Consider the following 20,576-nt stretch of genomic DNA (forward strand, 5'->3'; position numbering starts at 1 on the left):
TGTTGTCGCGCAGCTCACTCGGAAAGGCTGGTTCGGGGGAGTTGAGGAATCGGGCCAGGTACGGCATACTGGTCGGGTTGCCTTGTCCGGGACGCGGTCGTTTGCGGCCGTGATCGGGTAAGGGTAAGACGTCACAGACGATCGATCGCAGATCCCGTCAGGGTAATCGGGTCAACGACTGTGACCATGCAAGACATGCAAGACGAGAAGTAATGCAGGACGGAAGCAGTACCTACTTTGTGTTCGACATCGAACACGTCCGGTACGCATCACGCGCCAGATGATCGAAAGATTGTCCGGCGCAGGATGAGTGAGAAGGCGACACGCCCGACCGCGTGTACCGGAGAACAATGACAAACGAACAGCGGCAGCAGATCCTGATCTGATCCGATGCTCGGTTTACCGCTAACACGGTCTTCCGAACTTTCGGACTTGGTCCCGATCGCTTCAGTGTTCGTCGTGTCATCGTCCAGGCAAGGACTGTGCAGACGAGGTAGCTCGAGCCTGACCAGGCGGGCTACGAAACGCGGCAAGAAAAGGACACTAAGCGTGGCGGGACAAAAGATCCGCATCAGGCTCAAGGCCTACGACCACGAGGCGATCGACGCGTCAGCGCGCAAGATCGTCGAGACGGTAACCCGTACGGGTGCCCGCGTCGTTGGACCTGTGCCGTTGCCGACCGAGAAGAACGTATATTGCGTCATCCGCTCGCCGCACAAGTACAAGGACTCGCGCGAGCACTTCGAGATGCGTACTCACAAGCGGCTGATCGACATTCTCGACCCGACGCCGAAGACGGTTGACGCGCTCATGCGCATCGACCTTCCGGCCAGTGTCGACGTGAACATTCAGTGACGGCGGAGACAAAAACAATGACTGATACCAAGATCAAGGGAATCCTGGGCACCAAGCTCGGCATGACCCAGGTCTTCGACGAGAACAACCGGGTTGTCCCGGTCACCGTCGTGAAGGCTGGGCCGAACGTCGTAACCCAGATCCGTACCGAAGAGCGTGACGGCTACAGCGCCGTTCAGCTCGCGTTCGGCGCCATCGACCCGCGCAAGGTGAACAAGCCGACTTCCGGCCAGTTCACCAAGGCTGGTGTGACCCCGCGTCGCCACGTAGTGGAGCTCCGCGTTGCGGACACCTCCGACTACGAGGTCGGCCAGGAGCTCACCGCCGAGGTCTTCGAGGACGGCGCATACGTCGACGTCACCGGAACCAGCAAGGGCAAGGGCTTCGCCGGAACCATGAAGCGTCACGGCTTCAAGGGACAGGGCGCGTCGCACGGTACCCAGGCTGTTCACCGCCGCCCGGGCTCCATCGGTGGCTGTGCAACTCCCGGCCGCGTGTTCAAGGGCATGCGCATGTCCGGACGCATGGGTAGCGACCGCATCACGACGCAGAACCTCTCGGTCCACAAGGTGGATGCCGAGAACGGCCTGCTGCTGATCAAGGGTGCGATCCCCGGCCGCAAGGGCGGCCTCGTGATCGTCAAGAGTGCAGTGAAGGGTGGTGCACGGGCATGACCAGCACCGAGACCAAGTTGACCCTGGACGTCAAGGTCGCCGGCGGCAAGACCAACGGCACCGTCGATCTCCCCGCTGAGATCTTCGACGCTCCGGCCAACATCGCGCTTCTCCATCAGGTTGTCGTCGCGCAGCTCGCAGCTGCTCGTCAGGGAACCCACTCCACCAAGACCCGCGGCGACGTCCGCGGCGGTGGCAAGAAGCCGTACCGCCAGAAGGGCACCGGCCGCGCACGCCAGGGCTCGACTCGCGCACCGCAGTTCGTCGGCGGCGGAACCGTTCACGGCCCGCAGCCGCGTGACTACAGCCAGCGCACCCCCAAGAAGATGAAGGCAGCCGCTCTTCGCGGAGCCCTCTCTGACCGCGCACGCAACGAGCGCATCCACGTCATCACCGAACTGGTTGCAGGGCAGACGCCTTCGACCAAGGGCGCAATCGCGTTCCTCGGCGAGATTTCGGATCGCAAGAAGCTGCTGCTCGTCGTGGGTCGCCAGGATGTAGCCGCTTGGAAGAGCGTGCAGAACCTGGAAGGCGTGCATCCCATTGCACCCGACCAGCTCAACACCTACGACGTGCTCAATGCAGACGATGTCGTGTTCAGCGTCGAGGCACTCAACGCGTTCATCCACGGGCCCGCAGAGAGCGCTCAGAACAAGGAGGACGCCAAGTGAGCACCATCGCTGACCCCCGCGACATCCTGCTCGCTCCGGTCATCTCCGAGAAGTCCTACGGACTGATCGAGGAAGGCACCTACACCTTCCTGGTGCACCCGGACTCGAACAAGACGCAGATCAAGATTGCCGTCGAGAAGGTCTTCGGCGTCAAGGTGACCAGCGTCAACACCGCCAACCGTCAGGGCAAGCGTAAGCGGACCCGATTCGGTTACGGCAAGCGCAAGGACACCAAGCGCGCGCTCGTGACCCTGTCCGCTGACAGCAAGCCCATCGAGATCTTCGGAGGACCGGTCGCGTAAGCGCCGGGACTTGACGAGACATAGAGGACGAGAAGACTCATGGCAATCCGTAAGTACAAGCCGACAACACCGGGCCGTCGTGGCTCGAGCGTCTCGGACTTCGCCGAGATCACTCGGTCAACCCCCGAGAAGTCGCTGGTTCGCCCGCTGCACGGTCGCGGTGGACGTAACGCACACGGTCGTATCACCACCCGTCACAAGGGTGGCGGACACAAGCGTGCATACCGACTGATCGATTTCCGTCGCAACGACAAGGACGGCATCCCGGCAAAGGTCGCTCACATCGAGTACGACCCCAACCGCACAGCAAACATCGCACTCCTGCATTACGCAGACGGTGAGAAGCGCTACATCATCGCCCCCAAGGGCCTGGTGCAGGGTTCACCGGTCGAGTCCGGTGCAGGCGCCGACATCAAGCCGGGCAACAACCTGCCGCTGCGCAACATCCCGACTGGTACCACCATCCACGGTGTGGAACTGCGTCCCGGCGGCGGAGCCAAGATGGCTCGTTCCGCAGGCGCCAGCATCCAGCTCCTCGGTAAGGAAGGCAGCTACGCCACGCTGCGTATGCCTTCCGGTGAAATCCGTCGCGTCGACGTGCGCTGCCGCGCATCCGTCGGCGAGGTCGGCAACGCCGAGCAGTCGAACATCAACTGGGGCAAGGCCGGCCGTATGCGTTGGAAGGGCAAGCGCCCGACCGTTCGTGGTGTCGTGATGAACCCGGTCGACCACCCGCACGGTGGCGGCGAGGGCAAGACCTCAGGTGGACGCCACCCGGTCAGCCCGTGGGGTAAGCCTGAAGGCCGTACCCGCAAGAACAAGGCAAGCGACAAGATGATCGTCCGTCGCCGCCGCACCGGCAAGAACAAGCGCTAGGAGGGAGTGAAGGATGCCACGCAGCCTTAAGAAGGGCCCGTTCGTCGATGACCACCTCCTCGCGAAGGTGGATGTACAGAACGAAAAGGGAACCAAGCAGGTCATCAAGACCTGGTCCCGTCGTTCGACAATCATCCCGGACTTCATCGGCCACACGTTTGCAGTTCACGACGGCCGCAAGCACGTCCCCGTGTTCGTTTCCGACTCCATGGTCGGACACAAGCTCGGAGAGTTTGCACCGACCCGCACGTTCAAGGGTCACATCAAGGATGATCGGAAGGCGAAGAGGCGATGAGCAACACCGAAACCGCCAACCCGACTGCCAAGGCTGTAGCGAAGCACGTTCGCGTTACGCCGATGAAGGCACGTCGAGTTGTGGACCTGGTCCGCGGGCGCTCGGTTGAAGACGCCCTGAACATCCTGAAGTTCGCGCCGCAGGCAGCGAGCGAGCCGGTCGCCAAGGTGATCGCCTCCGCAGCAGCCAACGCCGAGAACAACCTCGACCTCGACCCCAGCACGCTTGTCGTTGCTACGGCGTTCGTGGACGAGGGCGCGACCCTCAAGCGGTTCCAGCCGCGTGCACAGGGACGTGCGTTCCGTATTCGCAAGCGCACCAGTCACATCACCGTGATCGTGGAGAGCCTGCCGAAGACCGGAACATCGACCCGTAATCGCCGGAAGGGAAGTGCTCAGTAGTGGGCCAGAAAATCAACCCGCACGGCTTCCGTCTCGGCATCACCACCGACTGGAAGTCTCGCTGGTACGCAGACAAGCAGTACGCGGAGTACGTCAAGGAAGACGTCGCGATCCGTAAGCTCCTCGCCACCGGCATGGAGCGCGCAGGAATCGCGAAGGTCGAAATCGAGCGCACCCGTGACCGTGTTCGCGTGGACATCCACACTGCACGTCCGGGCATCGTCATCGGCCGCCGCGGCGCCGAAGCCGATCGCATCCGCTCCGAGCTCGAGAAGCTGACCGGCAAGCAGGTTCAGCTGAACATCCTCGAGGTCAAGAACGCAGAAGCTGAAGCACAGCTCGTCGCACAGGGTGTGGCCGAGCAGCTCTCGAACCGCGTTGCCTTCCGTCGTGCAATGCGCAAGGCCATCCAGTCGGCCATGCGTCAGCCCAACGTCAAGGGAATCCGCGTTCAGTGCTCCGGTCGTCTCGGCGGCGCCGAGATGTCCCGGTCGGAGTTCTACCGCGAAGGCCGTGTGCCGCTGCACACGCTTCGTGCGGACATCGACTACGGCCTCTACGAGGCCAAGACCACCTTCGGTCGCATCGGCGTCAAGGTCTGGATCTACAAGGGCGACATCGTCGGTGGCAAGCGTGAGCTCGCCGCCAACACGGCCGCACCGGCCGGGGATCGCCCGCGTCGTGAGCGTCCGAGCCGTCCGCGTCGTTCCGGTGCCACCGGTACCACTGCGACCAGCACCGAGGCCGGCCGCGCAGCGACCGCAACCGCCGATGCTCCCGCAACTGAACAGAATCAGGAGGGCTGACGCATGTTGATCCCACGGCGGGTCAAGCACCGCAAGCAGCACCACCCGAGCCGTTCGGGTGCCGCCAAGGGCGGTACCCAGGTGACCTTCGGTGACTACGGCATCCAGGCTCTCGAGCCTGCCTACATCACCAACCGGCAGATCGAGTCCGCTCGTATCGCCATGACTCGGCACATCAAGCGTGGCGGCAAGATCTGGATCAACATCTTCCCGGATCGCCCCCTCACGAAGAAGCCGGCCGAAACCCGAATGGGTTCCGGTAAGGGTTCGCCCGAGTGGTGGATTGCCAACGTCAAGCCCGGACGCGTTCTGTTCGAGATGACATACCCCAACGAGGAGATTGCTCGTGAGGCCCTGCGCCGCGCGATGCACAAGCTCCCGTGCAAGTGCCGGATCGTGACCAGAGAGGAGCAGTTCTGATGGCTACTGGAACCCCAGCAGCAGAGCTCCGCGAGCTCAGTGAAGACGAGCTGGTCACCCGGCTCCGTGAGTCGAAGGAAGAGCTTTTCAACCTTCGTTTCCAGATGGCTACCGGCCAGATGGACAACAACCGACGACTGCGCACCGTTCGTCACGAGATCGCGCGCATCTACACCGTCCTGCGTGAGCGTGAGCTCGGACTCGCTGTGGGTCCGGATGCAGGTGACGCGGCATGAGTGAGGAAAAAGCAGTGAGCACAGAAGAGCGCGCGAGCCGTAAGGTCCGTGTCGGATACGTCGTGTCCGACAAGATGGAAAAGACGATCGTGGTCGAGCTCGAAGACCGCGTCAAGCACAAGCTCTACGGCAAGATCATCCGCCGTACGACCAAGGTGAAGGCGCACGACGAGAACGGCGTTGCCGGCGTCGGCGACCGCGTTCAGCTGATGGAAACCCGTCCGCTGTCCGCGACGAAGCACTGGCGTCTGGTCGAGGTCCTCGAAAAGGCCAAGTAAGCCTGATCGAATCCTCGAGCTGATCGAGTATCACCGAATGGCCCGCTTCCCCTTGGGGGAGTGGGCCATTCGGCTTTCCGGGGGCTTTCGGGGCTTTCCGGGCGAAGGGTTCGAGTTGCGTCGAGTACGGCTGATTTGGTATTCGGTGAACCCTTCCCTACAATAGAACGGTTGCCTGTGGCAGAGGTGTGTCTTCACGTGCGCAGCTCGAACGGTGCTTGCAGTGATCGTCTCCCGACGTCAGTCGGTGGGACTGCAGCTCAGACACGACGCAGGTGGCAACAATGACCGCGCGCACCGGGTCGGTAATCCGTTGCGCACGAAATTCCAGGTCTAGGGAGATCAAGTGATTCAGCAGGAGTCGCGAGTTCGCGTCGCTGATAACACGGGTGCCAAGGAAATCCTTTGCATCCGCGTTCTCGGCGGTTCGTCACGTCGCTACGCCGGGATCGGTGACGTCATCGTCGCCACCGTCAAGGACGCAATCCCCGGTGGAAACATCAAGAAGGGTGAGGTCGTCAAGGCCGTCATCGTTCGCACGACCAAGGAGCGCCGTCGTCCGGACGGTTCCTACATCAAGTTCGACGAGAACGCTGCAGTGCTCATCAAGGCTGACAGTGATCCCCGTGGAACCCGCATCTTCGGACCCGTCGGCCGTGAGCTGCGCGAGAAGAAGTTCATGAAGATCGTTTCGCTTGCCCCGGAGGTGCTGTGATGAAGGTGCACAAGGGTGACACCGTTCTGGTCATCGCCGGCAAGGACAAGGGCGCGAAGGGCAAGGTCATTCAGGCCTACCCCGCGACCGACAAGGTCCTCGTCGAAGGCGTGAACCGAATCAAGAAGCACACCGCGGTTTCCGCGAACGAGCGCGGAGCATCCTCCGGCGGCATCGTCACGCAGGAAGCCCCGATCCACGTTTCCAACGTTGCAGTCGTCGACTCGGACGGAAACCCCACCCGCGTGGGCTACCGCACCGACGAAGAGTCCGGCAAGCGCGTTCGGATTTCCCGGAAGAACGGGAAGGACATCTGACATGACCTCCACCGAAAACAAGGTCCAGCCGCGCCTCAAGGCACGCTACCGCGCTGAGATCAAGGACGCGCTCAACAGCGAGTTCGACTACTCGAACGTCATGCAGATCCCCGGCGTCGTCAAGGTTGTCGTCAACATGGGCGTCGGCGACGCTGCCCGTGACGCCAAGCTGATCAACGGCGCTGTCCATGACCTGTCGCTGATCACGGGCCAGAAGCCCGAGATCCGCAAGGCACGTAAGTCCATCGCGCAGTTCAAGCTCCGCGAAGGTATGCCCATCGGCGCACGCGTCACCCTCCGTGGTGACCGCATGTGGGAGTTCCTGGACCGCCTCGTGTCTGTCGCTCTGCCCCGTATCCGCGACTTCCGCGGTCTCTCGGGCAACCAGTTCGACGGCAACGGCAACTACACGTTCGGCCTCAACGAGCAGTCGATGTTCCACGAGATCGACGTGGACAAGATCGATCGCCCCCGCGGTATGGACATCACCGTCGTGACCACCGCAACCAACAACGAAGAAGGCCGTGCACTGCTCAAGCACCTCGGCTTCCCGTTCAAGGAGAACTGAGCGCATGGCTAAGAAGGCATTGGTCAACAAGGCCAACAAGAAGCCCAAGTTCGCGGTTCGCGCCTACACCCGCTGCCAGCGGTGCGGTCGCCCGCACTCGGTGTTCCGCAAGTTCGGCTTGTGCCGTATCTGCGTTCGCGAGATGGCTCACGCCGGCGAGCTTCCCGGAGTTCGCAAGAGCTCTTGGTGATCTGAGGCCCTCGGGCTTCGTCACACCACGCATGTGAATGGACGTGGGTTCCTTTGGAACCCACGTCCATTCGTGGTTTCCATCGAGTTGTGTATCGCGCCGATCCTGAAAAGAACTGTCCCGCTGCGACTCTGGTTGAAAGCGATCATCGTTCGTCGATGTCGTTCTTCGGTGCCGAACGAGCAGTTCAGATTTCGGGGTGCGTCGATACCTTCCCGATCAGCGACCTTCGGGTGGCGGTGGGGGAGCCGACGTGGCATCCCGGTGGACACTTGCGGCAAAGTTCCCTACACTAGAGCGGTTGCCGTGGCTGACGCATGCGTTCAGCTCGGTGCGGTAACTTACGCCGTCTGACACAAGTCGGACGGCCCAGCCGAATTGCTGGAGGCCCACGATCGGATTCGTCCGGTGTTGCATGGGAACCACAGCGAGAAAGGTGTCGAGGTCGACCTATGACCATGACTGACCCCATCGCAGACTTCTTGACGCGTCTGCGCAACGCCAACACGGCGTACCACGATGAGGTGAAGCTTCCCCACTCGAAGATCAAGGCGAACATCGCCGAGATCCTCAAGCGCGAGGGCTACATCTCCGATTTCCGTACCGAAGACGCAGAGGTCGGCAAGACCCTCATCGTCGATCTGAAGTACGGTCCCAGCCGCGAGCGTAGCCTCGCCGGCGTGCGTCGCGTTTCCAAGCCCGGTCTCCGGGTTTACGCGAAGTCCACCAACCTGCCCAAGGTCCTCGGAGGCCTCGGCGTGGCCATCATCTCCACGTCGTCCGGTCTGCTCACCGATCGCCAGGCGGCCAATCAAGGAGTAGGCGGGGAAGTCCTCGCCTACGTCTGGTAAGGGAGGCCACCACAATGTCGCGTATTGGAAAGATTCCGGTCACCGTCCCCGCGGGCGTTGACGTCACGATCAGCGGCCAGGATGTCACCGTCAAGGGTCCCAAGGGCACCCTCGCGCTGACCATCTCCGAGCCCATCGCAATCGAAAAGGCAGAGGACGGCTCGCTGAGCGTCACGCGCCCCGACGACGAGCGTCGTAGCCGCGCGCTGCACGGTCTGTCGCGGACCCTGGTTGCGAACATCATCACCGGTGTCACCGAGGGTTACACGAAGAAGATGGAGATCCACGGTGTTGGTTACCGTGTGGCACTGAAGGGCAAGGACCTCGAGTTCGCGCTCGGCTTCAGCCACCCGGTGCCGATCGAGGCTCCTGAAGGCATCACCTTCGTCGTCGAGTCGCCCACCCGGTTCTCGGTGTCCGGCATCGACAAGCAGAAGGTCGGGCAGATCTCGGCCAACATCCGTCGTCTCCGTCGTCCGGACCCGTACAAGGGTAAGGGCGTGCGTTACGAGGGTGAGCAGATCCGCCGCAAGGTCGGAAAGACGGGTAAGTGATATGAGCCAGACTGCAAACCAGAAAGCCAAGCGGATTCCGCTGGGCAAGGATGCGTCCACCAAGCGTCGTCTCTCGAAGACGCGTCGTCACTTCCGTCTCCGCAAGAAGGTCTCCGGCACGCCCGAGCGTCCCCGCTTGGTCGTCAACCGGTCCTCGCGCCACATCCACGTCCAGCTCGTGGACGACCTGGCCGGCCACACCCTGGCCTCCGCGTCGACCATCGAAGCAGACGTGCGCGTGGCAGAAGGCGACAAGAAGGCTGCGAGCGCGAAGGTCGGTCAGCTGATCGCCGAGCGCGCCAAGGCTGCCGGCGTGGAAGCAGTTGTCTTCGACCACGGCGGACACGGCTACCACGGTCGCATCGCGGCCCTGGCAGACGCGGCTCGCGAAGGCGGGTTGAAGTTCTGATGACCAACATTTTCAACGGAAGGACAGCCTGATGCCGGGACGTCAAAGGCGTGACGGCGGAAGCGGACCCGCCGGACAGAATGGCCCCAACAGCGGTGACAACAGCAACGCTCGTGGGGACAACCGTGGTGGCGGCCGTGACCGTCGCGACGGTGGCCGTGGCGGAAACGCTGCGGAGAAGTCACAGTTCATCGAGCGCGTTGTCACGATCAACCGCGTTTCCAAGGTCGTCAAGGGTGGTCGTCGCTTCAGCTTCACCGCTCTGGTGATCGTCGGAGACGGCAACGGACTGGTCGGCGTCGGCTACGGAAAGGCCAAGGAAGTTCCCGCGGCCATCCAGAAGGGTGTCGAGGAGGCTCGCAAGAGCTTCTTCCGCGTCCCGATGATCGCCAACACCATCACTCACCCCGTTCAGGGTGAGGCTGCTGCTGGCATCGTCATGCTTCGCCCGGCAAGCCCCGGTACCGGTGTTATCGCCGGTGGCGCTGTGCGCGCCGTGCTGGAGTGCGCTGGTATCGCGGACATCCTGTCGAAGTCGCTCGGTAGCGACAACGCCATCAACGTCGTGCATGCGACCGTTGCTGCGCTCAAGGGTCTGCAGCGTCCCGAGGAAGTTGCGGCTCGCCGCGGCCTCACCCTCGAAGAGGTTGCACCCGCCGGCATGCTTCGCGCTCGCGCACAGGCTGCTGGGAGTGTGAAGTAATGGCAGATCTCAAGGTCACTCAGATCAAGAGCATCATCGGGACCAAGCAGAACCAGAAGGATTCTCTGCGCACGCTCGGTCTCAAGGGCATCCGTCAGACCGTTGTTCGTGAGGACAACGCACAGAACCGCGGTCTGATCAACGTGGTGCGCCACCTCGTAACAGTTGAGGAGGTCTAACCATGACCATCAAACTGCACCACCTGCGCCCCGCTCCGGGATCCAAGTCCAACAAGATTCGTGTTGGACGCGGTGAGGGCGGCAAGCGTGGTAAGACCGCAGGTCGCGGTACCAAGGGCACCAAGGCACGTAACACCGTGCGCGTGGGCTTCGAGGGTGGACAGATGCCGCTTCACATGCGTCTGCCCAAGCTCAAGGGCTTCACGAACCCGTTCCGCACCGAGTACCAGGTCGTCAATGTCGGCGACATCGCCCGTCTGTTCCCCGAAGGTGGAGCAATCACGGTCGAGGATCTCGTTGCCAAGGGCGCAGTCCGCAAGAACCAGCTCGTCAAGGTTCTGGGCGACGGCGAACTGACAGTTGCCGTTCAGGTGACCGTCGACAAGTTCACCGGTTCCGCCAAGGAAAAGATTGCTGCTGCCGGTGGTTCCGCCACCGAGCTGTGAGTAATCACGCGTAGCTAGTCCGATGGCCGCAGCGCAGCGTTTGCTGCGCTGCGGCCATCGGCGTCTACCAGGTCTTGTCACAGATTGGTCGTGCATGCCTCGGATGGGCCAGTATTCTGGTCACCGAGTGGCAAATGTATCTTCGGCTTACCCGGTTTTCGTGGTCTGCCCGCTTAGTTCCCAAATGCTCACTGTTAGAGTTCAAAAGTTCGACAGGTCAAACGATCTGTCTCCCTACCGTCGTGCCAGGAGGATCTTTGCTTTCCGCCTTCGTCTCGGCCCTCAGGACCCCAGACCTGAGGCGGAAGATCCTCTTCACCCTCGGCTTGGTGGCTCTGTATCGGGTCGGCGCTCTCATTCCGTCCCCAGGTGTCGACTACGGCCGCGTGCGTCAGTGCATCGATATCGCCAACTCCGGTGACTCAGCAGGTATCTACTCGCTGATCAACCTGTTCTCCGGTGGCGCTCTGCTGCAGATGTCGATCTTTGCGATCGGCATCATGCCGTACATCACGGCAAGCATCATCGTGCAGCTGCTGACCGTGGTGATCCCGAAGTTCGAGGAACTTCGAAAAGAAGGCCAGTCCGGTCAGGCCAAGATGACGCAGTACACGCGTTACCTGTCCATCGCTCTGGCAATCCTGCAGTCGACCGGCATCGTCGCTCTTGCGGCACGCGGACAGTTGCTCCAGGGCTGTGACGACATCATCGCCGACAAGTCGATCTTCGGTCTTGCCATCATCGTGCTGGTCATGACTGCCGGTGCTGCCATGGTGATGTGGTTCGGCGAGGTCATCACCGAACGCGGCGTCGGCAACGGTATGTCGCTCCTCATCTTCGCCGGTATCGCATCGCGTATCCCGAGCGAGGGCAAGTCGATTCTCGACAGTCGCGGTCCGCTGGTCTTCGCCTTCGTCTGCCTCGCAGCGCTGTTGATCATCGCCGGTGTCGTCTTCGTCGAGCAGGGTCAGCGCCGGATCCCGGTTCAGTACGCAAAGCGGATGGTCGGACGCAAGATGTACGGCGGATCCTCGACGTACCTGCCTCTGAAGGTGAACCAGGCCGGCGTCATCCCGGTGATCTTCGCGTCTTCACTGCTGTACCTCCCGAACTTGATCGCACAGCTGACTTCGGCCAGTACAGCGGTCGACCCCAGTTGGTGGCAGCGCCTCATCAACACCTACCTGGTGAACCCGGCCAACCCGGTGTACATCGCGATCTACTTCGGCCTGATCGTCTTCTTCACGTACTTCTACGTCGCCATCACCTTCAATCCCGAAGAGCGCGCCGACGAGATGAAGAAGTTCGGCGGCTTCATCCCCGGTATCCGACCAGGTCAGCCGACCGCGGACTACCTCAACTACGTGCTGAGTCGCATCACCCTTCCGGGTGCGATTTACCTCGGCACCATTGCTGTTCTGCCCAACCTGTTCCTCGACATCGGGAATGGCGGCGGCGCGCAGAACCTGCCGTTCGGTGGCACCGCGGTGCTGATCATGGTCAGCGTCGGCCTGGACACCGTGAAGCAGATCGAGAGTCAGCTAATGCAGCGTAACTATGAAGGGTTCCTCAAGTGAGACTTGTCCTCCTTGGTCCTCCCGGTGCCGGCAAGGGCACCCAGGCCGCTATCTTGTCCGAGAAGTTCGGCGTTCCCCATATCTCCACGGGTGATCTCTTCCGCGCGAACATCGGTCAGGCCACCGCTCTCGGTGTGGAAGCAAAGAAGTACATCGACGCCGGCGAACTCGTACCGAGTTCGATCACCAACGACATGGTGAAGGCTCGCGTCGCAGAACCGGACGCAGCAAACGGTTTCCTTCTCGACGGATTTCCGCGCTCGGTCGAACAGGCTCAGGCACTCGAGGGAATCTTGAAGGATCTCGACACCAAGCTCGACGGTGTCCTCTCTTTTGTCGTCGACGAGGACATCGTGGTCGAGCGCATGCTCGCCCGCGGTCGCGCAGACGACACCGAGGACGTCATTCGCAACCGACTCCGGGTCTACCGCGACGAGACGTCACCGCTGTTCGATTACTACAAGGACAGCATCGTCTCCGTCGACGCGATCGGCGAGGTCGAAGAGGTCAACGCACGCGCACTGGCAGCGTTGGGTAAGTAATGGTCTTCGGGCGTAAACGCAAGGTTGTTCCGTTCCGCTCCGCGGGCGAACTCGACGCGATGGCTGCCGCCGGTGCGATCGTGGGTTCGGCGCTGGTGGCGGTGCGTGCTGCGGCAAAGCCCGGTGTCAGCACTTTGGAATTGAACGCGGTCGCAGAATCGGTCATTCGTGACGCCGGCGCCGTGCCCTCGTTCCTCGGGTACCACGGCTTCACCGGTTCGATCTGCTCTTCGGTCAACGATCGCGTCGTTCACGGGATCCCTTCAGCTCAGGACATCCTGGCTGAAGGCGACCTCGTTTCCATCGACTGTGGCGCGATCCTCGACGGTTGGCACGGTGACTCTGCCTGGACGTTCGGTGTCGGTGAGATCAGCGTCGCCGATCAGGAACTCAGCGAAGCCACTCGGCTTTCGATGGAAGCCGGGATCGCGGCGATGATCGCCGGTAACCGTCTGACGGATGTTTCGCACGCGATCGAGGTCGGTACTCATGCCGCCGAGAAGTTGCACGGTCGTTCCTACGGCATCGTCGACGGATACGGTGGACACGGAATCGGTCGGGAAATGCACATGGATCCGTTCCTCGCCAATGAAGGTGCCCCGGGTAAGGGTCCTGAACTGGTTGTCGGATCGTGCCTCGCGATCGAGCCGATGCTCACGCTCGGCACCACCGACACGGTGATTCTCGACGACGACTGGACTGTTGTGACGACCGACGGGTCCCGTGCGGCGCACTGGGAACACACTGTCGCTGTGACCGAGGACGGTCCGCGGATTCTGACACTCCGGCCGGAGTAGTTGACGCCGTTGCTGACAAGTGTTGGCAGCGAGCATGATTCACGTTCGAGAAGTCCCAGCCTCATGTCGAGGCTGGGACTTTTTCGATGGGGGAGCGGTGTGCGTCGTCACCCTGACCGGAGGCGCATTTGGCCTGGTCGTTTACATCGCGTAACATGGCTAGGCGGTGCGCTATGCGCGTCGATAGTTCGTGTGCCTACGCCCGGATCGCTCCGGGATCGGGCCCCCGAAGTGCCGACGATCTTTCCATTGCGTGCCAATGTAACGGAAGCCGATGCACGAAGCATGCCAAACCAAACGGATCGCGGAGGATATGGCTAAGAAAGACGGGGCCATCGAGGTCGAAGGACGAGTAGTCGAGCCGCTGCCCAATGCGATGTTCCGCATTGAGCTCGAGAATGGCCACAAGGTCCTCGCCCACATCAGCGGAAAGATGCGTCAGCACTACATTCGCATCCTCCCGGAAGATCGCGTTGTCGTGGAGCTCTCGCCCTACGATTTGTCGCGCGGACGCATCGTTTACCGCTACAAGTAACGAACTTCCCGGACCTGACCTGGGTCAGGGAGAAGTATGTCTGCCGCGGTTCATCGCGGCGGGCTGCGACAAAACAGGAGATCAGAAGACGTGAAGGTTCAGCCGAGCGTCAAGAAGATCTGCGAGAAGTGCAAAGTGATTCGCCGTAACGGTCGAGTCATGGTGATCTGCGAGAACCTGCGTCACAAGCAGCGTCAGGGCTAGATCTAGCTTTTCGAAGATCTGCTTGGCAACAAGCAAAGAAGACCTCCCAGTACCAGCCATTGTTGACGAGACCCCACGCGATCGTTCACCGATCGCCAAGGTCGGACAATGGTTCACCCCCGGCACGGAGGCCGGGGCCCCACTGAGTTAGTTGATGAGATCATCTGCGCCTTCGGGCGTCGGTACTCGGCAAGAGGCACAGGGGAAGGGCTGGGAGCAGACCTCCGCACACCGATAAGGAAATGCCACCATGGCACGTCTCTCTGGTGTTGATCTTCCTCGCGAAAAGCGTATGGAGATCGCACTGACATACATCTACGGCATCGGCCGTACCCGCTCCAAGGAAATCCTTGACGCCACCGGCGTCAGCCCGGATCTCCGGAGCAAGGACCTCTCGGACGAGGACCTGGCAAAGCTCCGCGAGTACATCGAGGAGTCGCTCAAGGTCGAGGGTGACCTTCGCCGCGAGGTTCAGGCCGACATCCGTCGCAAGATCGAGATCGGCTGCTACCAGGGCCTGCGCCACCGTCGTGGTCTGCCCGTGCGTGGTCAGCGCACCAAGACCAACGCCCGTACCCGTAAGGGTCCGAAGCGCACCATTGCCGGCAAGAAGAAGGCGAAGTAATGCCCCCGAAGTCACGTAGCACCGGTCCGAAGAAGACCCAGAAGACGCGTCGCAGGGATAAGAAGAACATCCCGCACGGCGCCGCTCACATCAAGAGCACCTTCAACAACACCATCGTGTCCATCACGGACCCCGCCGGAAATGTCATTTCCTGGGCGTCTTCGGGACACGTCGGCTTCAAGGGTTCGCGTAAGTCGACTCCCTTCGCCGCTCAGCTTGCTGCTGAGAGCGCTGCCCGTAAGGCGCAGGAGCACGGTGTCAAGAAGGTTGACGTCTTCGTCAAGGGACCGGGATCCGGTCGCGAGACCGCAATCCGTTCCCTCCAGGCTGCTGGCCTCGAGGTCGGCACCATTTCCGATGTAACCCCCCAGCCGCACAACGGCTGCCGTCCGCCCAAGCGGCGTCGGGTATAGCGGGAAGGATAGGTAGAAGAAAATGGCACGTTATACCGGACCCATCACCCGCAAGTCGCGTCGTCTGCGCGTCGACCTCGTTGGAGGCGACCAGGCATTCGAGCGCCGCCCGTACCCGCCCGGACAGCACGGCCGCGCGCGTATCAAGGAGAGCGAGTACCTGCTCCAGCTGCAGGAGAAGCAGAAGGCTCGCTTCACCTACGGCGTCATGGAGAAGCAGTTCCGCCTGTACTACAAGGAGGCGAACAACCGCCCCGGCAAGACCGGCGAGAACCTGCTTCGCATCCTCGAGTCGCGTCTCGACAACGTCGTGTACCGCGCAGGCCTCGCTCGCACGCGCCGTCAGGCACGTCAGCTGGTCACGCACGGTCACCTTCTCGTGAACAACAAGAAGGTCGACATCCCGAGCTACCGCGTCTCGCAGTACGACATCATCGATGTCAAGGAGAAGTCGCTCTCCACGCTTCCGTTCCAGGTTGCGCGTGAGACCGTCGGCGATCGCCCGGTTCCCGGGTGGCTGCAGGTTGTCGGCTCGCGTCTGCGGATCCTGGTTCACCAGCTTCCCGAGCGCGCGCAGATCGACATCGCTCTGCAGGAACAGCTCATCGTCGAGTACTACTCGAAGTAAGGCGCTTCGCACCCCGTGAGTGGTTGAGGAGTCTCCGGACTCCTCAACCACTCACAGGGCCGCAGGCCCTTTCCCATCGTGGGCGTCAAATAGTGGACGTCCGTACAGGAGGAAATACCAATGCTCATTTCTCAGCGACCCACGCTGACCGAAGAGGTCATCGCTGATAACCGCTCGAAGTTCGTCATCGAGCCCCTGGAGCCAGGTTTCGGGTACACGCTCGGCAATTCGCTGCGCCGCACGCTGCTCTCGTCGATCCCCGGCGCTGCTGTCACCAGCATCCGTATCGACGGCGTTCTCCACGAGTTCACCACCGTCCCGGGAGTGAAGGAAGATGTCACCGACATCATCCTGAACCTCAAGGGCCTCGTCGTGAACTCCGAAGAGGACGAGCCGGTCACCATGTACGTCCGCAAGCAGGGCCCCGGCGCTGTTACTGCAGGCGACATCGTGCCCCCGGCAGGCGTCACCGTGAACAACCCTGATCTGCACATCGCCACCCTGAACGACAAGGGAAAGCTGGAGATCGAGCTCGTTGTCGAGCGCGGTCGTGGCTACGTCCCCGCCGTCCAGAACAAGGCGTCCGGCGCAGAGATCGGCCGTATCCCGGTCGACTCGATCTACTCGCCGGTGCTCAAGGTCACCTACAAGGTGGAGGCCACTCGCGTCGAACAGCGCACCGACTTCGATCGGCTCGTTCTCGACGTGGAAACGAAGAACTCCATCACCGCACGGGACGCGCTCGCTTCGGCGGGCAAGACCCTGGTTGAGCTCTTCGGCCTGGCCCGTGAGCTGAACGTCGAAGCAGAAGGAATCGAGATCGGACCCTCGCCCGCCGAGGCCGATCACATCGCTTCCTTCGGACTCCCCATCGAGGATCTGGACCTCACGGTCCGCTCCTACAACTGCCTCAAGCGCGAAGGTGTTCACACCGTCGGTGAGCTTGTCGGCCGTACCGAGTCCGATCTGCTCGACATCCGCAACTTCGGACAGAAGTCCATCGACGAGGTCAAGGTCAAGCTGCATTCGCTCGGCCTGTCCCTCAAGGACAGCCCCGCATCCTTCGATCCCACCACCGTTGCCGGCTACGACGCCGCCACCGGAACGTGGAGTGACACTGATGCCGGTTCCTTCGGCGATGCCGAAGGTACCGAGGACTACGCCGAGACCGAACAGCTGTAGCAGCTCAGGTCCTTTACTAGGAGATCATCATGCCCAAGCCCAAGAAGGGTGCCCGCTTCGGCGGGTCGGCTTCCCACCAGAAGGCGATTTTCGCCAATCTGGCTACCGCGCTCTTCGAGCACGGTCGCATCACCACCACCGAGTCCAAGGCCAAGGCACTGCGCCCCTACGCCGAGAAGCTCGTCACGCACGCGAAGGCCGGCACGCTGGCTCACCGTCGTGAGGTGCTGAAGGTCATCCGCAACAAGGATGTCGTTCACACCCTGTTCGCCGAGATCGGCCCGTTCTACGCGGACCGTAACGGTGGATACACCCGCATCATCAAGACGATCCCCCGCAAGGGCGACAACGCTCCGATGGCAATCATCGAGCTCGTCAAGGAAAAGACCGTCACCTCCGAGGCTGACCGCGCTCGTCGCGTCAAGTCCTCGCAGGAAGCTCCCGCCGCAGAGAACGTCGTCGAGGCCGTAGAGGCCGACGCGACCGAGGCTGAGGTCGAGAACGCTGACGCAGTCGTCGAGGCCATCGAGGACGAGACCGCAACTGCGGCCGACGCTCCCGAGGCCGAAGAGGCCAAGAAGGACTAGTCTCCCTTGGTTTCGGCACATGCTGAATCGAACGAGCCCGCCGCCCCCATCGGGGACGGCGGGCTCGTTCGATTGCGGCTGGACATCTCCTACGACGGCACCGACTTCTCGGGCTGGGCCCGTCAAACCGATCTGCGCACCGTGTGCGGTGAGATCGAAGGCAAGTTGGGAACGGTACTACGGCAACCGGTTCAGCTGACTGTTGCCGGTCGCACGGACGCCGGCGTTCACGCCACGGGGCAGGTAGCGCACGTCGACGTCCCGAGCGAGTTGCTCCCCGACGATCCGTCGCGACTCGTGCGCAGACTTGCACGCTTCCTGCCCAAGGACGTTCGGGTCAAACAGATCTCGGTGGTTCCGGGTGACTTCGACGCACGCTTTTCGGCGATGCGACGCTACTACGAGTACCGGGTGACCAACGCGGCATTCGGAGTGGAACCCCTACGCGCACGCGATACGGTGTCGTACCCCAAACCACTCGATCTCGCAGCGATGCAAGAAGCGTCGAATCGGCTTCTGGGCCTGCACAACTTCGCGGCATTCTGCAAGCGTCGAGAAGGCGCTACGACGGTGCGGGAGCTGCAACGCTTCGACTGGGCGCAGGAGGGCACGGTGTTCACGGCGTACGTGAATGCCGATGCGTTCTGCTGGTCGATGGTCCGGAGTCTTGTCGGGGCAGTCCTCTCGGTCGGTGAGGGACGCCGCACCGCCGACTGGGTGGCAGGTTTGCTCGACGAAACGTCGCGGTCGAGTTCGATCCTCGTTGCGCCGGCGCACGGACTTTCGTTGGTTCGCGTGGACTACCCCGACTACTCGGAACTGGCTGCCCGCAACGCGATTACCCGTGAAACCCGCGAGATTCCGTCTTCGGGCGGGTGCTGCGGCGACTGACCGCCTCGATACAAAATGCCCTCCCACTCTGCGTGGGAGGGCATTTCATGTAGACGACTATCCCGCCAATTGGCGCGCGATGACCAGACGCTGAATCTGATTGGTGCCCTCGAAGATCTGCGTGATCTTGGCCTCGCGCATGTAGCGCTCGACGGGGAAGTCCTGGGTGTAGCCGTACCCGCCGAACACTTGAACGGCGTCGGTGGTGACCTTCATTGCTGCGTCGGTGGCAACGAGTTTGGCGACGCTGGCGTTGCGCGAGTACGGAACTCCGGCGTCGCGGCGGCGGGCTGCATCGAGGTAAGTGGCGCGAGCGGAGTCAACTGCGGCCGCCATGTCCGCGAGCACGAATCCGAGTCCCTGGTGATCGATGATCCGCTTGCCGAATGCCTTGCGCTCCTTCGCGTAGGCGACCGCGTCGTCGAGTGCGCCCTGAGCGATTCCGACGGCAACAGCAGCGATTCCGAGTCGGCCGGAGTCGAGCGCGCTGAAGGCGATCGGCAATCCCTGGCCGCGCTGACCGATCAACCGCTCGTCAGGGACGAAGGCGTCGTCGTAATTCGCGGATGCAGTGGGGACCGCGCGCAGTCCCATCTTCTCCTCGGGCTTGCCGAAGCTGAGGCCTTCGGTGTCCTTGTCCACCAGGAGGCAGGAGATGCCGCGAGAGCCGTCGTCACTGGTGCGGGCGAAGAGGTTGTAGAAGTCTGCCTTGCCGCCGTTGGTGATCCAGGCCTTCGAGCCGTTGATGCGGTAGCCACCGTCGGTGGCCGTCGCCTTGCACGACAATGCGGCGGCGTCGGATCCGGCCTGCGCTTCGGAAAGGCTGTATGCGCCGATGGTGTTGCCGCCCAGCATGTCCGGCAGCCAGCGGGCCTTCTGTTCGTCGGTGCCGAAGGTGAACAGTGGGAAGCACGAGAGGCTGTGCACGCTCACCGCCACTGCAACCGCTGCCCAGCGCGAGGCGATCTCTTCGAGGACTTGGAGGTACACCTCGTACGGCTGATCGCCGCCACCGAATTCCTCGGGATACGGAAGGCTCAGCAGGCCTGCCTGTCCGAGTGCGGGGAACACGCCTTCGGGATACTTCTCGGCCTTCTCGTATTCGTTGACCTTGGGCGCGAGTACCTTGTCCGCGACATCACGCGTCAGTTCGATGAGATCGCGAGCTTCTTGGCTGGGCATCAGGCGTTCGACGGGCACGGTCGGCTCCTAGCTAGGTAGTAGTACTGGGAACGATACTGCAGTACTGTCTTGCGTATGGCAAGGCTGGTTCACAAGACGACTGCGCGCAGGGCAGAGTTGTTCGATCAATTGGTCGAACTGTTCTTGAGCGAGGGTTTCGCCCACCTCACGCTCGACGAGATCTCAGCTCGTCTGCACTGCTCCAAGAGCACCTTGTACACCGTGGCGGCCGGCAAAGAGGATCTGGTGCGGGCTGTGACGGTGCACTTCTTCCGTGCGGCGACCGATGCGGTGGAGAGTGCCGTCGCTGCCGAGTCGACACCCACTCGTCGAGTTGCGGTGTATCTCGAAGCAGTCGGTGATCAACTGACCGCGGCGTCCCGTCAATTCATGGAAGACCTGGCTGAATCGGTGTCGGCGAGTCAGGTTTACGAGAAGAACACGTCGATCGCCGCGGATCGTGTGCGAGCGCTCATCGTCGAGGGAGTGGATTCGGGCGCATTCCGGCGGGTACACGCGTCATTTGTCGCTGATGCGGCCGCAGCGACAATGGTTCGGATCCAGCAACGCGCGGTCTACCGGGCTACCGGGTTGGACGATGCCAGCGCGTATCGGGAACTGGCCGCACTCATCACGGACGGGATCACTGCGTGACGAGTCGCTAGCA

General features: G+C 62.1%; 34 protein-coding genes. 33 read left to right on the forward strand and 1 reads right to left on the reverse strand.

Annotated elements, in window-relative coordinates:
- Positions 1-549: 549 nt before the first annotated feature.
- The 32 genes from rpsJ (at position 550) to truA (ending at position 18,727) form a co-directional block, all read left to right on the forward strand.
- On the forward strand, positions 550-855 hold the full coding sequence (gene rpsJ / locus B0E55_RS10255) for a 30S ribosomal protein S10 (RefSeq protein WP_003938093.1): 306 nt from the start codon (positions 550-552) through the stop codon (positions 853-855).
- 17 nt (positions 856-872) lie between these two features.
- Positions 873-1,529 (forward strand): 50S ribosomal protein L3, encoded by a 657-nt coding sequence (gene rplC, locus B0E55_RS10260; RefSeq protein ID WP_003940826.1) that lies wholly within the window; start codon positions 873-875, stop codon positions 1,527-1,529.
- Positions 1,526-2,200, forward strand: coding sequence for a 50S ribosomal protein L4 (rplD, locus tag B0E55_RS10265; protein ID WP_003940723.1), 675 nt, complete (start codon positions 1,526-1,528; stop codon positions 2,198-2,200). Before rplC ends, rplD begins: the two co-directional genes overlap by 4 nt.
- Positions 2,197-2,502: a 50S ribosomal protein L23 gene (gene rplW, locus B0E55_RS10270; protein ID WP_003940990.1), complete on the forward strand. Its 306-nt coding sequence runs from the start codon at positions 2,197-2,199 to the stop codon at positions 2,500-2,502. The genes rplD and rplW overlap by 4 nt, the downstream gene beginning before the upstream one ends.
- 39 nt (positions 2,503-2,541) lie before the next feature.
- A complete protein-coding gene (gene rplB, locus B0E55_RS10275; RefSeq protein WP_003940895.1) occupies positions 2,542-3,378 on the forward strand; it encodes a 50S ribosomal protein L2 in 837 nt (278 codons plus the stop codon).
- A 13-nt stretch (positions 3,379-3,391) separates the two neighbouring features.
- On the forward strand, positions 3,392-3,673 hold the full coding sequence (gene rpsS, locus B0E55_RS10280) for a 30S ribosomal protein S19 (RefSeq protein ID WP_003940820.1): 282 nt from the start codon (positions 3,392-3,394) through the stop codon (positions 3,671-3,673).
- Positions 3,670-4,074 (forward strand): 50S ribosomal protein L22, encoded by a 405-nt coding sequence (rplV, locus tag B0E55_RS10285; RefSeq protein ID WP_003940717.1) that lies wholly within the window; start codon positions 3,670-3,672, stop codon positions 4,072-4,074. The genes rpsS and rplV overlap by 4 nt, the downstream gene beginning before the upstream one ends.
- Positions 4,074-4,880, forward strand: coding sequence for a 30S ribosomal protein S3 (gene rpsC / locus B0E55_RS10290; RefSeq protein WP_003941003.1), 807 nt, complete (start codon positions 4,074-4,076; stop codon positions 4,878-4,880). The genes rplV and rpsC overlap by 1 nt, the downstream gene beginning before the upstream one ends.
- Positions 4,881-4,883: 3 nt before the next feature.
- Positions 4,884-5,300: a 50S ribosomal protein L16 gene (rplP, locus tag B0E55_RS10295; protein ID WP_003940899.1), complete on the forward strand. Its 417-nt coding sequence runs from the start codon at positions 4,884-4,886 to the stop codon at positions 5,298-5,300.
- Positions 5,300-5,536, forward strand: a complete 237-nt coding sequence (gene rpmC / locus B0E55_RS10300; protein WP_003940734.1) for a 50S ribosomal protein L29 — start codon at positions 5,300-5,302, stop codon at positions 5,534-5,536. The genes rplP and rpmC overlap by 1 nt, the downstream gene beginning before the upstream one ends.
- The gene (gene rpsQ / locus B0E55_RS10305) at positions 5,533-5,814 is read left to right on the forward strand and encodes a 30S ribosomal protein S17 (RefSeq protein WP_003941020.1); all 282 of its coding nucleotides are present in this window, start codon (positions 5,533-5,535) and stop codon (positions 5,812-5,814) included. The genes rpmC and rpsQ overlap by 4 nt, the downstream gene beginning before the upstream one ends.
- A 346-nt stretch (positions 5,815-6,160) precedes the next feature.
- On the forward strand, positions 6,161-6,529 hold the full coding sequence (gene rplN, locus B0E55_RS10310) for a 50S ribosomal protein L14 (RefSeq protein WP_003940951.1): 369 nt from the start codon (positions 6,161-6,163) through the stop codon (positions 6,527-6,529).
- Complete coding sequence (rplX, locus tag B0E55_RS10315) at positions 6,529-6,846, forward strand: 50S ribosomal protein L24 (protein WP_003941019.1); 318 nt, start codon at positions 6,529-6,531, stop codon at positions 6,844-6,846. The genes rplN and rplX overlap by 1 nt, the downstream gene beginning before the upstream one ends.
- Before the next feature lies 1 nt (position 6,847).
- Entirely contained in the window at positions 6,848-7,414 is a 567-nt protein-coding gene (gene rplE, locus B0E55_RS10320) for a 50S ribosomal protein L5 (RefSeq protein WP_003940924.1), read from the forward strand.
- A gap of 4 nt (positions 7,415-7,418) precedes the next feature.
- Positions 7,419-7,604: a type Z 30S ribosomal protein S14 gene (locus B0E55_RS10325; protein ID WP_003940698.1), complete on the forward strand. Its 186-nt coding sequence runs from the start codon at positions 7,419-7,421 to the stop codon at positions 7,602-7,604.
- 452 nt (positions 7,605-8,056) lie between these two features.
- Positions 8,057-8,455 carry a 30S ribosomal protein S8 gene (gene rpsH, locus B0E55_RS10335; protein ID WP_003940873.1) on the forward strand — a complete coding sequence of 133 codons (399 nt, stop codon included), beginning with the start codon at positions 8,057-8,059 and terminating at the stop codon, positions 8,453-8,455.
- Between the two features lie 14 nt (positions 8,456-8,469).
- Positions 8,470-9,009, forward strand: a complete 540-nt coding sequence (gene rplF, locus B0E55_RS10340; RefSeq protein WP_003940970.1) for a 50S ribosomal protein L6 — start codon at positions 8,470-8,472, stop codon at positions 9,007-9,009.
- Position 9,010: 1 nt separating this feature from the next.
- Positions 9,011-9,418: a 50S ribosomal protein L18 gene (gene rplR, locus B0E55_RS10345; protein WP_003940996.1), complete on the forward strand. Its 408-nt coding sequence runs from the start codon at positions 9,011-9,013 to the stop codon at positions 9,416-9,418.
- A 31-nt stretch (positions 9,419-9,449) separates the two neighbouring features.
- Positions 9,450-10,121, forward strand: coding sequence for a 30S ribosomal protein S5 (gene rpsE, locus B0E55_RS10350; protein WP_003940718.1), 672 nt, complete (start codon positions 9,450-9,452; stop codon positions 10,119-10,121).
- Complete coding sequence (rpmD, locus tag B0E55_RS10355; protein ID WP_003940751.1) at positions 10,121-10,300, forward strand: 50S ribosomal protein L30; 180 nt, start codon at positions 10,121-10,123, stop codon at positions 10,298-10,300. The genes rpsE and rpmD overlap by 1 nt, the downstream gene beginning before the upstream one ends.
- A 2-nt stretch (positions 10,301-10,302) precedes the next feature.
- Positions 10,303-10,746, forward strand: coding sequence for a 50S ribosomal protein L15 (gene rplO / locus B0E55_RS10360; protein WP_019747555.1), 444 nt, complete (start codon positions 10,303-10,305; stop codon positions 10,744-10,746).
- Positions 10,747-11,003: 257 nt separating this feature from the next.
- Positions 11,004-12,323 (forward strand): preprotein translocase subunit SecY, encoded by a 1,320-nt coding sequence (gene secY / locus B0E55_RS10365; protein WP_020906895.1) that lies wholly within the window; start codon positions 11,004-11,006, stop codon positions 12,321-12,323.
- A complete protein-coding gene (locus tag B0E55_RS10370) occupies positions 12,320-12,865 on the forward strand; it encodes an adenylate kinase (RefSeq protein ID WP_003940868.1) in 546 nt (181 codons plus the stop codon). Before secY ends, B0E55_RS10370 begins: the two co-directional genes overlap by 4 nt.
- The gene (map, locus tag B0E55_RS10375; RefSeq protein ID WP_003940806.1) at positions 12,865-13,662 is read left to right on the forward strand and encodes a type I methionyl aminopeptidase; all 798 of its coding nucleotides are present in this window, start codon (positions 12,865-12,867) and stop codon (positions 13,660-13,662) included. The genes B0E55_RS10370 and map overlap by 1 nt, the downstream gene beginning before the upstream one ends.
- 313 nt (positions 13,663-13,975) lie before the next feature.
- Positions 13,976-14,197, forward strand: coding sequence for a translation initiation factor IF-1 (infA, locus tag B0E55_RS10380; RefSeq protein WP_003418601.1), 222 nt, complete (start codon positions 13,976-13,978; stop codon positions 14,195-14,197).
- A gap of 90 nt (positions 14,198-14,287) precedes the next feature.
- The gene (gene rpmJ, locus B0E55_RS10385) at positions 14,288-14,401 is read left to right on the forward strand and encodes a 50S ribosomal protein L36 (RefSeq protein ID WP_003938068.1); all 114 of its coding nucleotides are present in this window, start codon (positions 14,288-14,290) and stop codon (positions 14,399-14,401) included.
- 250 nt (positions 14,402-14,651) lie between these two features.
- A complete protein-coding gene (gene rpsM, locus B0E55_RS10390; RefSeq protein ID WP_003940834.1) occupies positions 14,652-15,026 on the forward strand; it encodes a 30S ribosomal protein S13 in 375 nt (124 codons plus the stop codon).
- A complete protein-coding gene (gene rpsK / locus B0E55_RS10395) occupies positions 15,026-15,439 on the forward strand; it encodes a 30S ribosomal protein S11 (RefSeq protein ID WP_003940683.1) in 414 nt (137 codons plus the stop codon). The genes rpsM and rpsK overlap by 1 nt, the downstream gene beginning before the upstream one ends.
- Before the next feature lie 22 nt (positions 15,440-15,461).
- The gene (gene rpsD, locus B0E55_RS10400; RefSeq protein WP_003940769.1) at positions 15,462-16,067 is read left to right on the forward strand and encodes a 30S ribosomal protein S4; all 606 of its coding nucleotides are present in this window, start codon (positions 15,462-15,464) and stop codon (positions 16,065-16,067) included.
- A 120-nt stretch (positions 16,068-16,187) separates the two neighbouring features.
- The gene (locus B0E55_RS10405) at positions 16,188-17,249 is read left to right on the forward strand and encodes a DNA-directed RNA polymerase subunit alpha (protein ID WP_003941016.1); all 1,062 of its coding nucleotides are present in this window, start codon (positions 16,188-16,190) and stop codon (positions 17,247-17,249) included.
- Between the two features lie 29 nt (positions 17,250-17,278).
- Complete coding sequence (gene rplQ / locus B0E55_RS10410; protein ID WP_020906897.1) at positions 17,279-17,836, forward strand: 50S ribosomal protein L17; 558 nt, start codon at positions 17,279-17,281, stop codon at positions 17,834-17,836.
- Between the two features lie 6 nt (positions 17,837-17,842).
- A complete protein-coding gene (gene truA, locus B0E55_RS10415) occupies positions 17,843-18,727 on the forward strand; it encodes a tRNA pseudouridine(38-40) synthase TruA (RefSeq protein ID WP_060938795.1) in 885 nt (294 codons plus the stop codon).
- Positions 18,728-18,784: 57 nt separating this feature from the next.
- Here truA and B0E55_RS10420 read toward each other — a convergent pair whose 3' ends face one another.
- The gene (locus tag B0E55_RS10420; protein WP_020906899.1) at positions 18,785-19,927 is read right to left on the reverse strand and encodes an acyl-CoA dehydrogenase family protein; all 1,143 of its coding nucleotides are present in this window, start codon (positions 19,925-19,927) and stop codon (positions 18,785-18,787) included.
- Between the two features lie 57 nt (positions 19,928-19,984).
- Between B0E55_RS10420 and B0E55_RS10425 the strand changes: the two genes are divergently transcribed.
- A complete protein-coding gene (locus B0E55_RS10425; protein WP_020969046.1) occupies positions 19,985-20,563 on the forward strand; it encodes a TetR/AcrR family transcriptional regulator in 579 nt (192 codons plus the stop codon).
- The last annotated feature ends 13 nt before the right edge of the window (positions 20,564-20,576 follow it).

Origin of the sequence: Rhodococcus sp. 66b, assembly GCF_002076325.1 — a bacterium.
Lineage (GTDB): Bacteria > Actinomycetota > Actinomycetes > Mycobacteriales > Mycobacteriaceae > Rhodococcus_F > Rhodococcus_F erythropolis.

Coding starts and splice junctions, on each gene's coding strand:
- rplC (WP_003940826.1), top strand. CDS start 873: ATGACTGATACCAAGATCAAGGGAATCCTGGGCACCAAGCTCGGCATG.
- rplD (WP_003940723.1), top strand. CDS start 1,526: ATGACCAGCACCGAGACCAAGTTGACCCTGGACGTCAAGGTCGCCGGC.
- rplB (WP_003940895.1), top strand. CDS start 2,542: ATGGCAATCCGTAAGTACAAGCCGACAACACCGGGCCGTCGTGGCTCG.
- rpsS (WP_003940820.1), top strand. CDS start 3,392: ATGCCACGCAGCCTTAAGAAGGGCCCGTTCGTCGATGACCACCTCCTC.
- rplV (WP_003940717.1), top strand. CDS start 3,670: ATGAGCAACACCGAAACCGCCAACCCGACTGCCAAGGCTGTAGCGAAG.
- rplP (WP_003940899.1), top strand. CDS start 4,884: ATGTTGATCCCACGGCGGGTCAAGCACCGCAAGCAGCACCACCCGAGC.
- rpmC (WP_003940734.1), top strand. CDS start 5,300: ATGGCTACTGGAACCCCAGCAGCAGAGCTCCGCGAGCTCAGTGAAGAC.
- rpsQ (WP_003941020.1), top strand. CDS start 5,533: ATGAGTGAGGAAAAAGCAGTGAGCACAGAAGAGCGCGCGAGCCGTAAG.
- rplX (WP_003941019.1), top strand. CDS start 6,529: ATGAAGGTGCACAAGGGTGACACCGTTCTGGTCATCGCCGGCAAGGAC.
- rplE (WP_003940924.1), top strand. CDS start 6,848: ATGACCTCCACCGAAAACAAGGTCCAGCCGCGCCTCAAGGCACGCTAC.
- B0E55_RS10325 (WP_003940698.1), top strand. CDS start 7,419: ATGGCTAAGAAGGCATTGGTCAACAAGGCCAACAAGAAGCCCAAGTTC.
- rpsH (WP_003940873.1), top strand. CDS start 8,057: ATGACCATGACTGACCCCATCGCAGACTTCTTGACGCGTCTGCGCAAC.
- rplF (WP_003940970.1), top strand. CDS start 8,470: ATGTCGCGTATTGGAAAGATTCCGGTCACCGTCCCCGCGGGCGTTGAC.
- rplR (WP_003940996.1), top strand. CDS start 9,011: ATGAGCCAGACTGCAAACCAGAAAGCCAAGCGGATTCCGCTGGGCAAG.
- rpsE (WP_003940718.1), top strand. CDS start 9,450: ATGCCGGGACGTCAAAGGCGTGACGGCGGAAGCGGACCCGCCGGACAG.
- rpmD (WP_003940751.1), top strand. CDS start 10,121: ATGGCAGATCTCAAGGTCACTCAGATCAAGAGCATCATCGGGACCAAG.
- rplO (WP_019747555.1), top strand. CDS start 10,303: ATGACCATCAAACTGCACCACCTGCGCCCCGCTCCGGGATCCAAGTCC.
- map (WP_003940806.1), top strand. CDS start 12,865: ATGGTCTTCGGGCGTAAACGCAAGGTTGTTCCGTTCCGCTCCGCGGGC.
- infA (WP_003418601.1), top strand. CDS start 13,976: ATGGCTAAGAAAGACGGGGCCATCGAGGTCGAAGGACGAGTAGTCGAG.
- rpsM (WP_003940834.1), top strand. CDS start 14,652: ATGGCACGTCTCTCTGGTGTTGATCTTCCTCGCGAAAAGCGTATGGAG.
- rpsK (WP_003940683.1), top strand. CDS start 15,026: ATGCCCCCGAAGTCACGTAGCACCGGTCCGAAGAAGACCCAGAAGACG.
- rpsD (WP_003940769.1), top strand. CDS start 15,462: ATGGCACGTTATACCGGACCCATCACCCGCAAGTCGCGTCGTCTGCGC.
- B0E55_RS10405 (WP_003941016.1), top strand. CDS start 16,188: ATGCTCATTTCTCAGCGACCCACGCTGACCGAAGAGGTCATCGCTGAT.
- rplQ (WP_020906897.1), top strand. CDS start 17,279: ATGCCCAAGCCCAAGAAGGGTGCCCGCTTCGGCGGGTCGGCTTCCCAC.
- B0E55_RS10425 (WP_020969046.1), top strand. CDS start 19,985: ATGGCAAGGCTGGTTCACAAGACGACTGCGCGCAGGGCAGAGTTGTTC.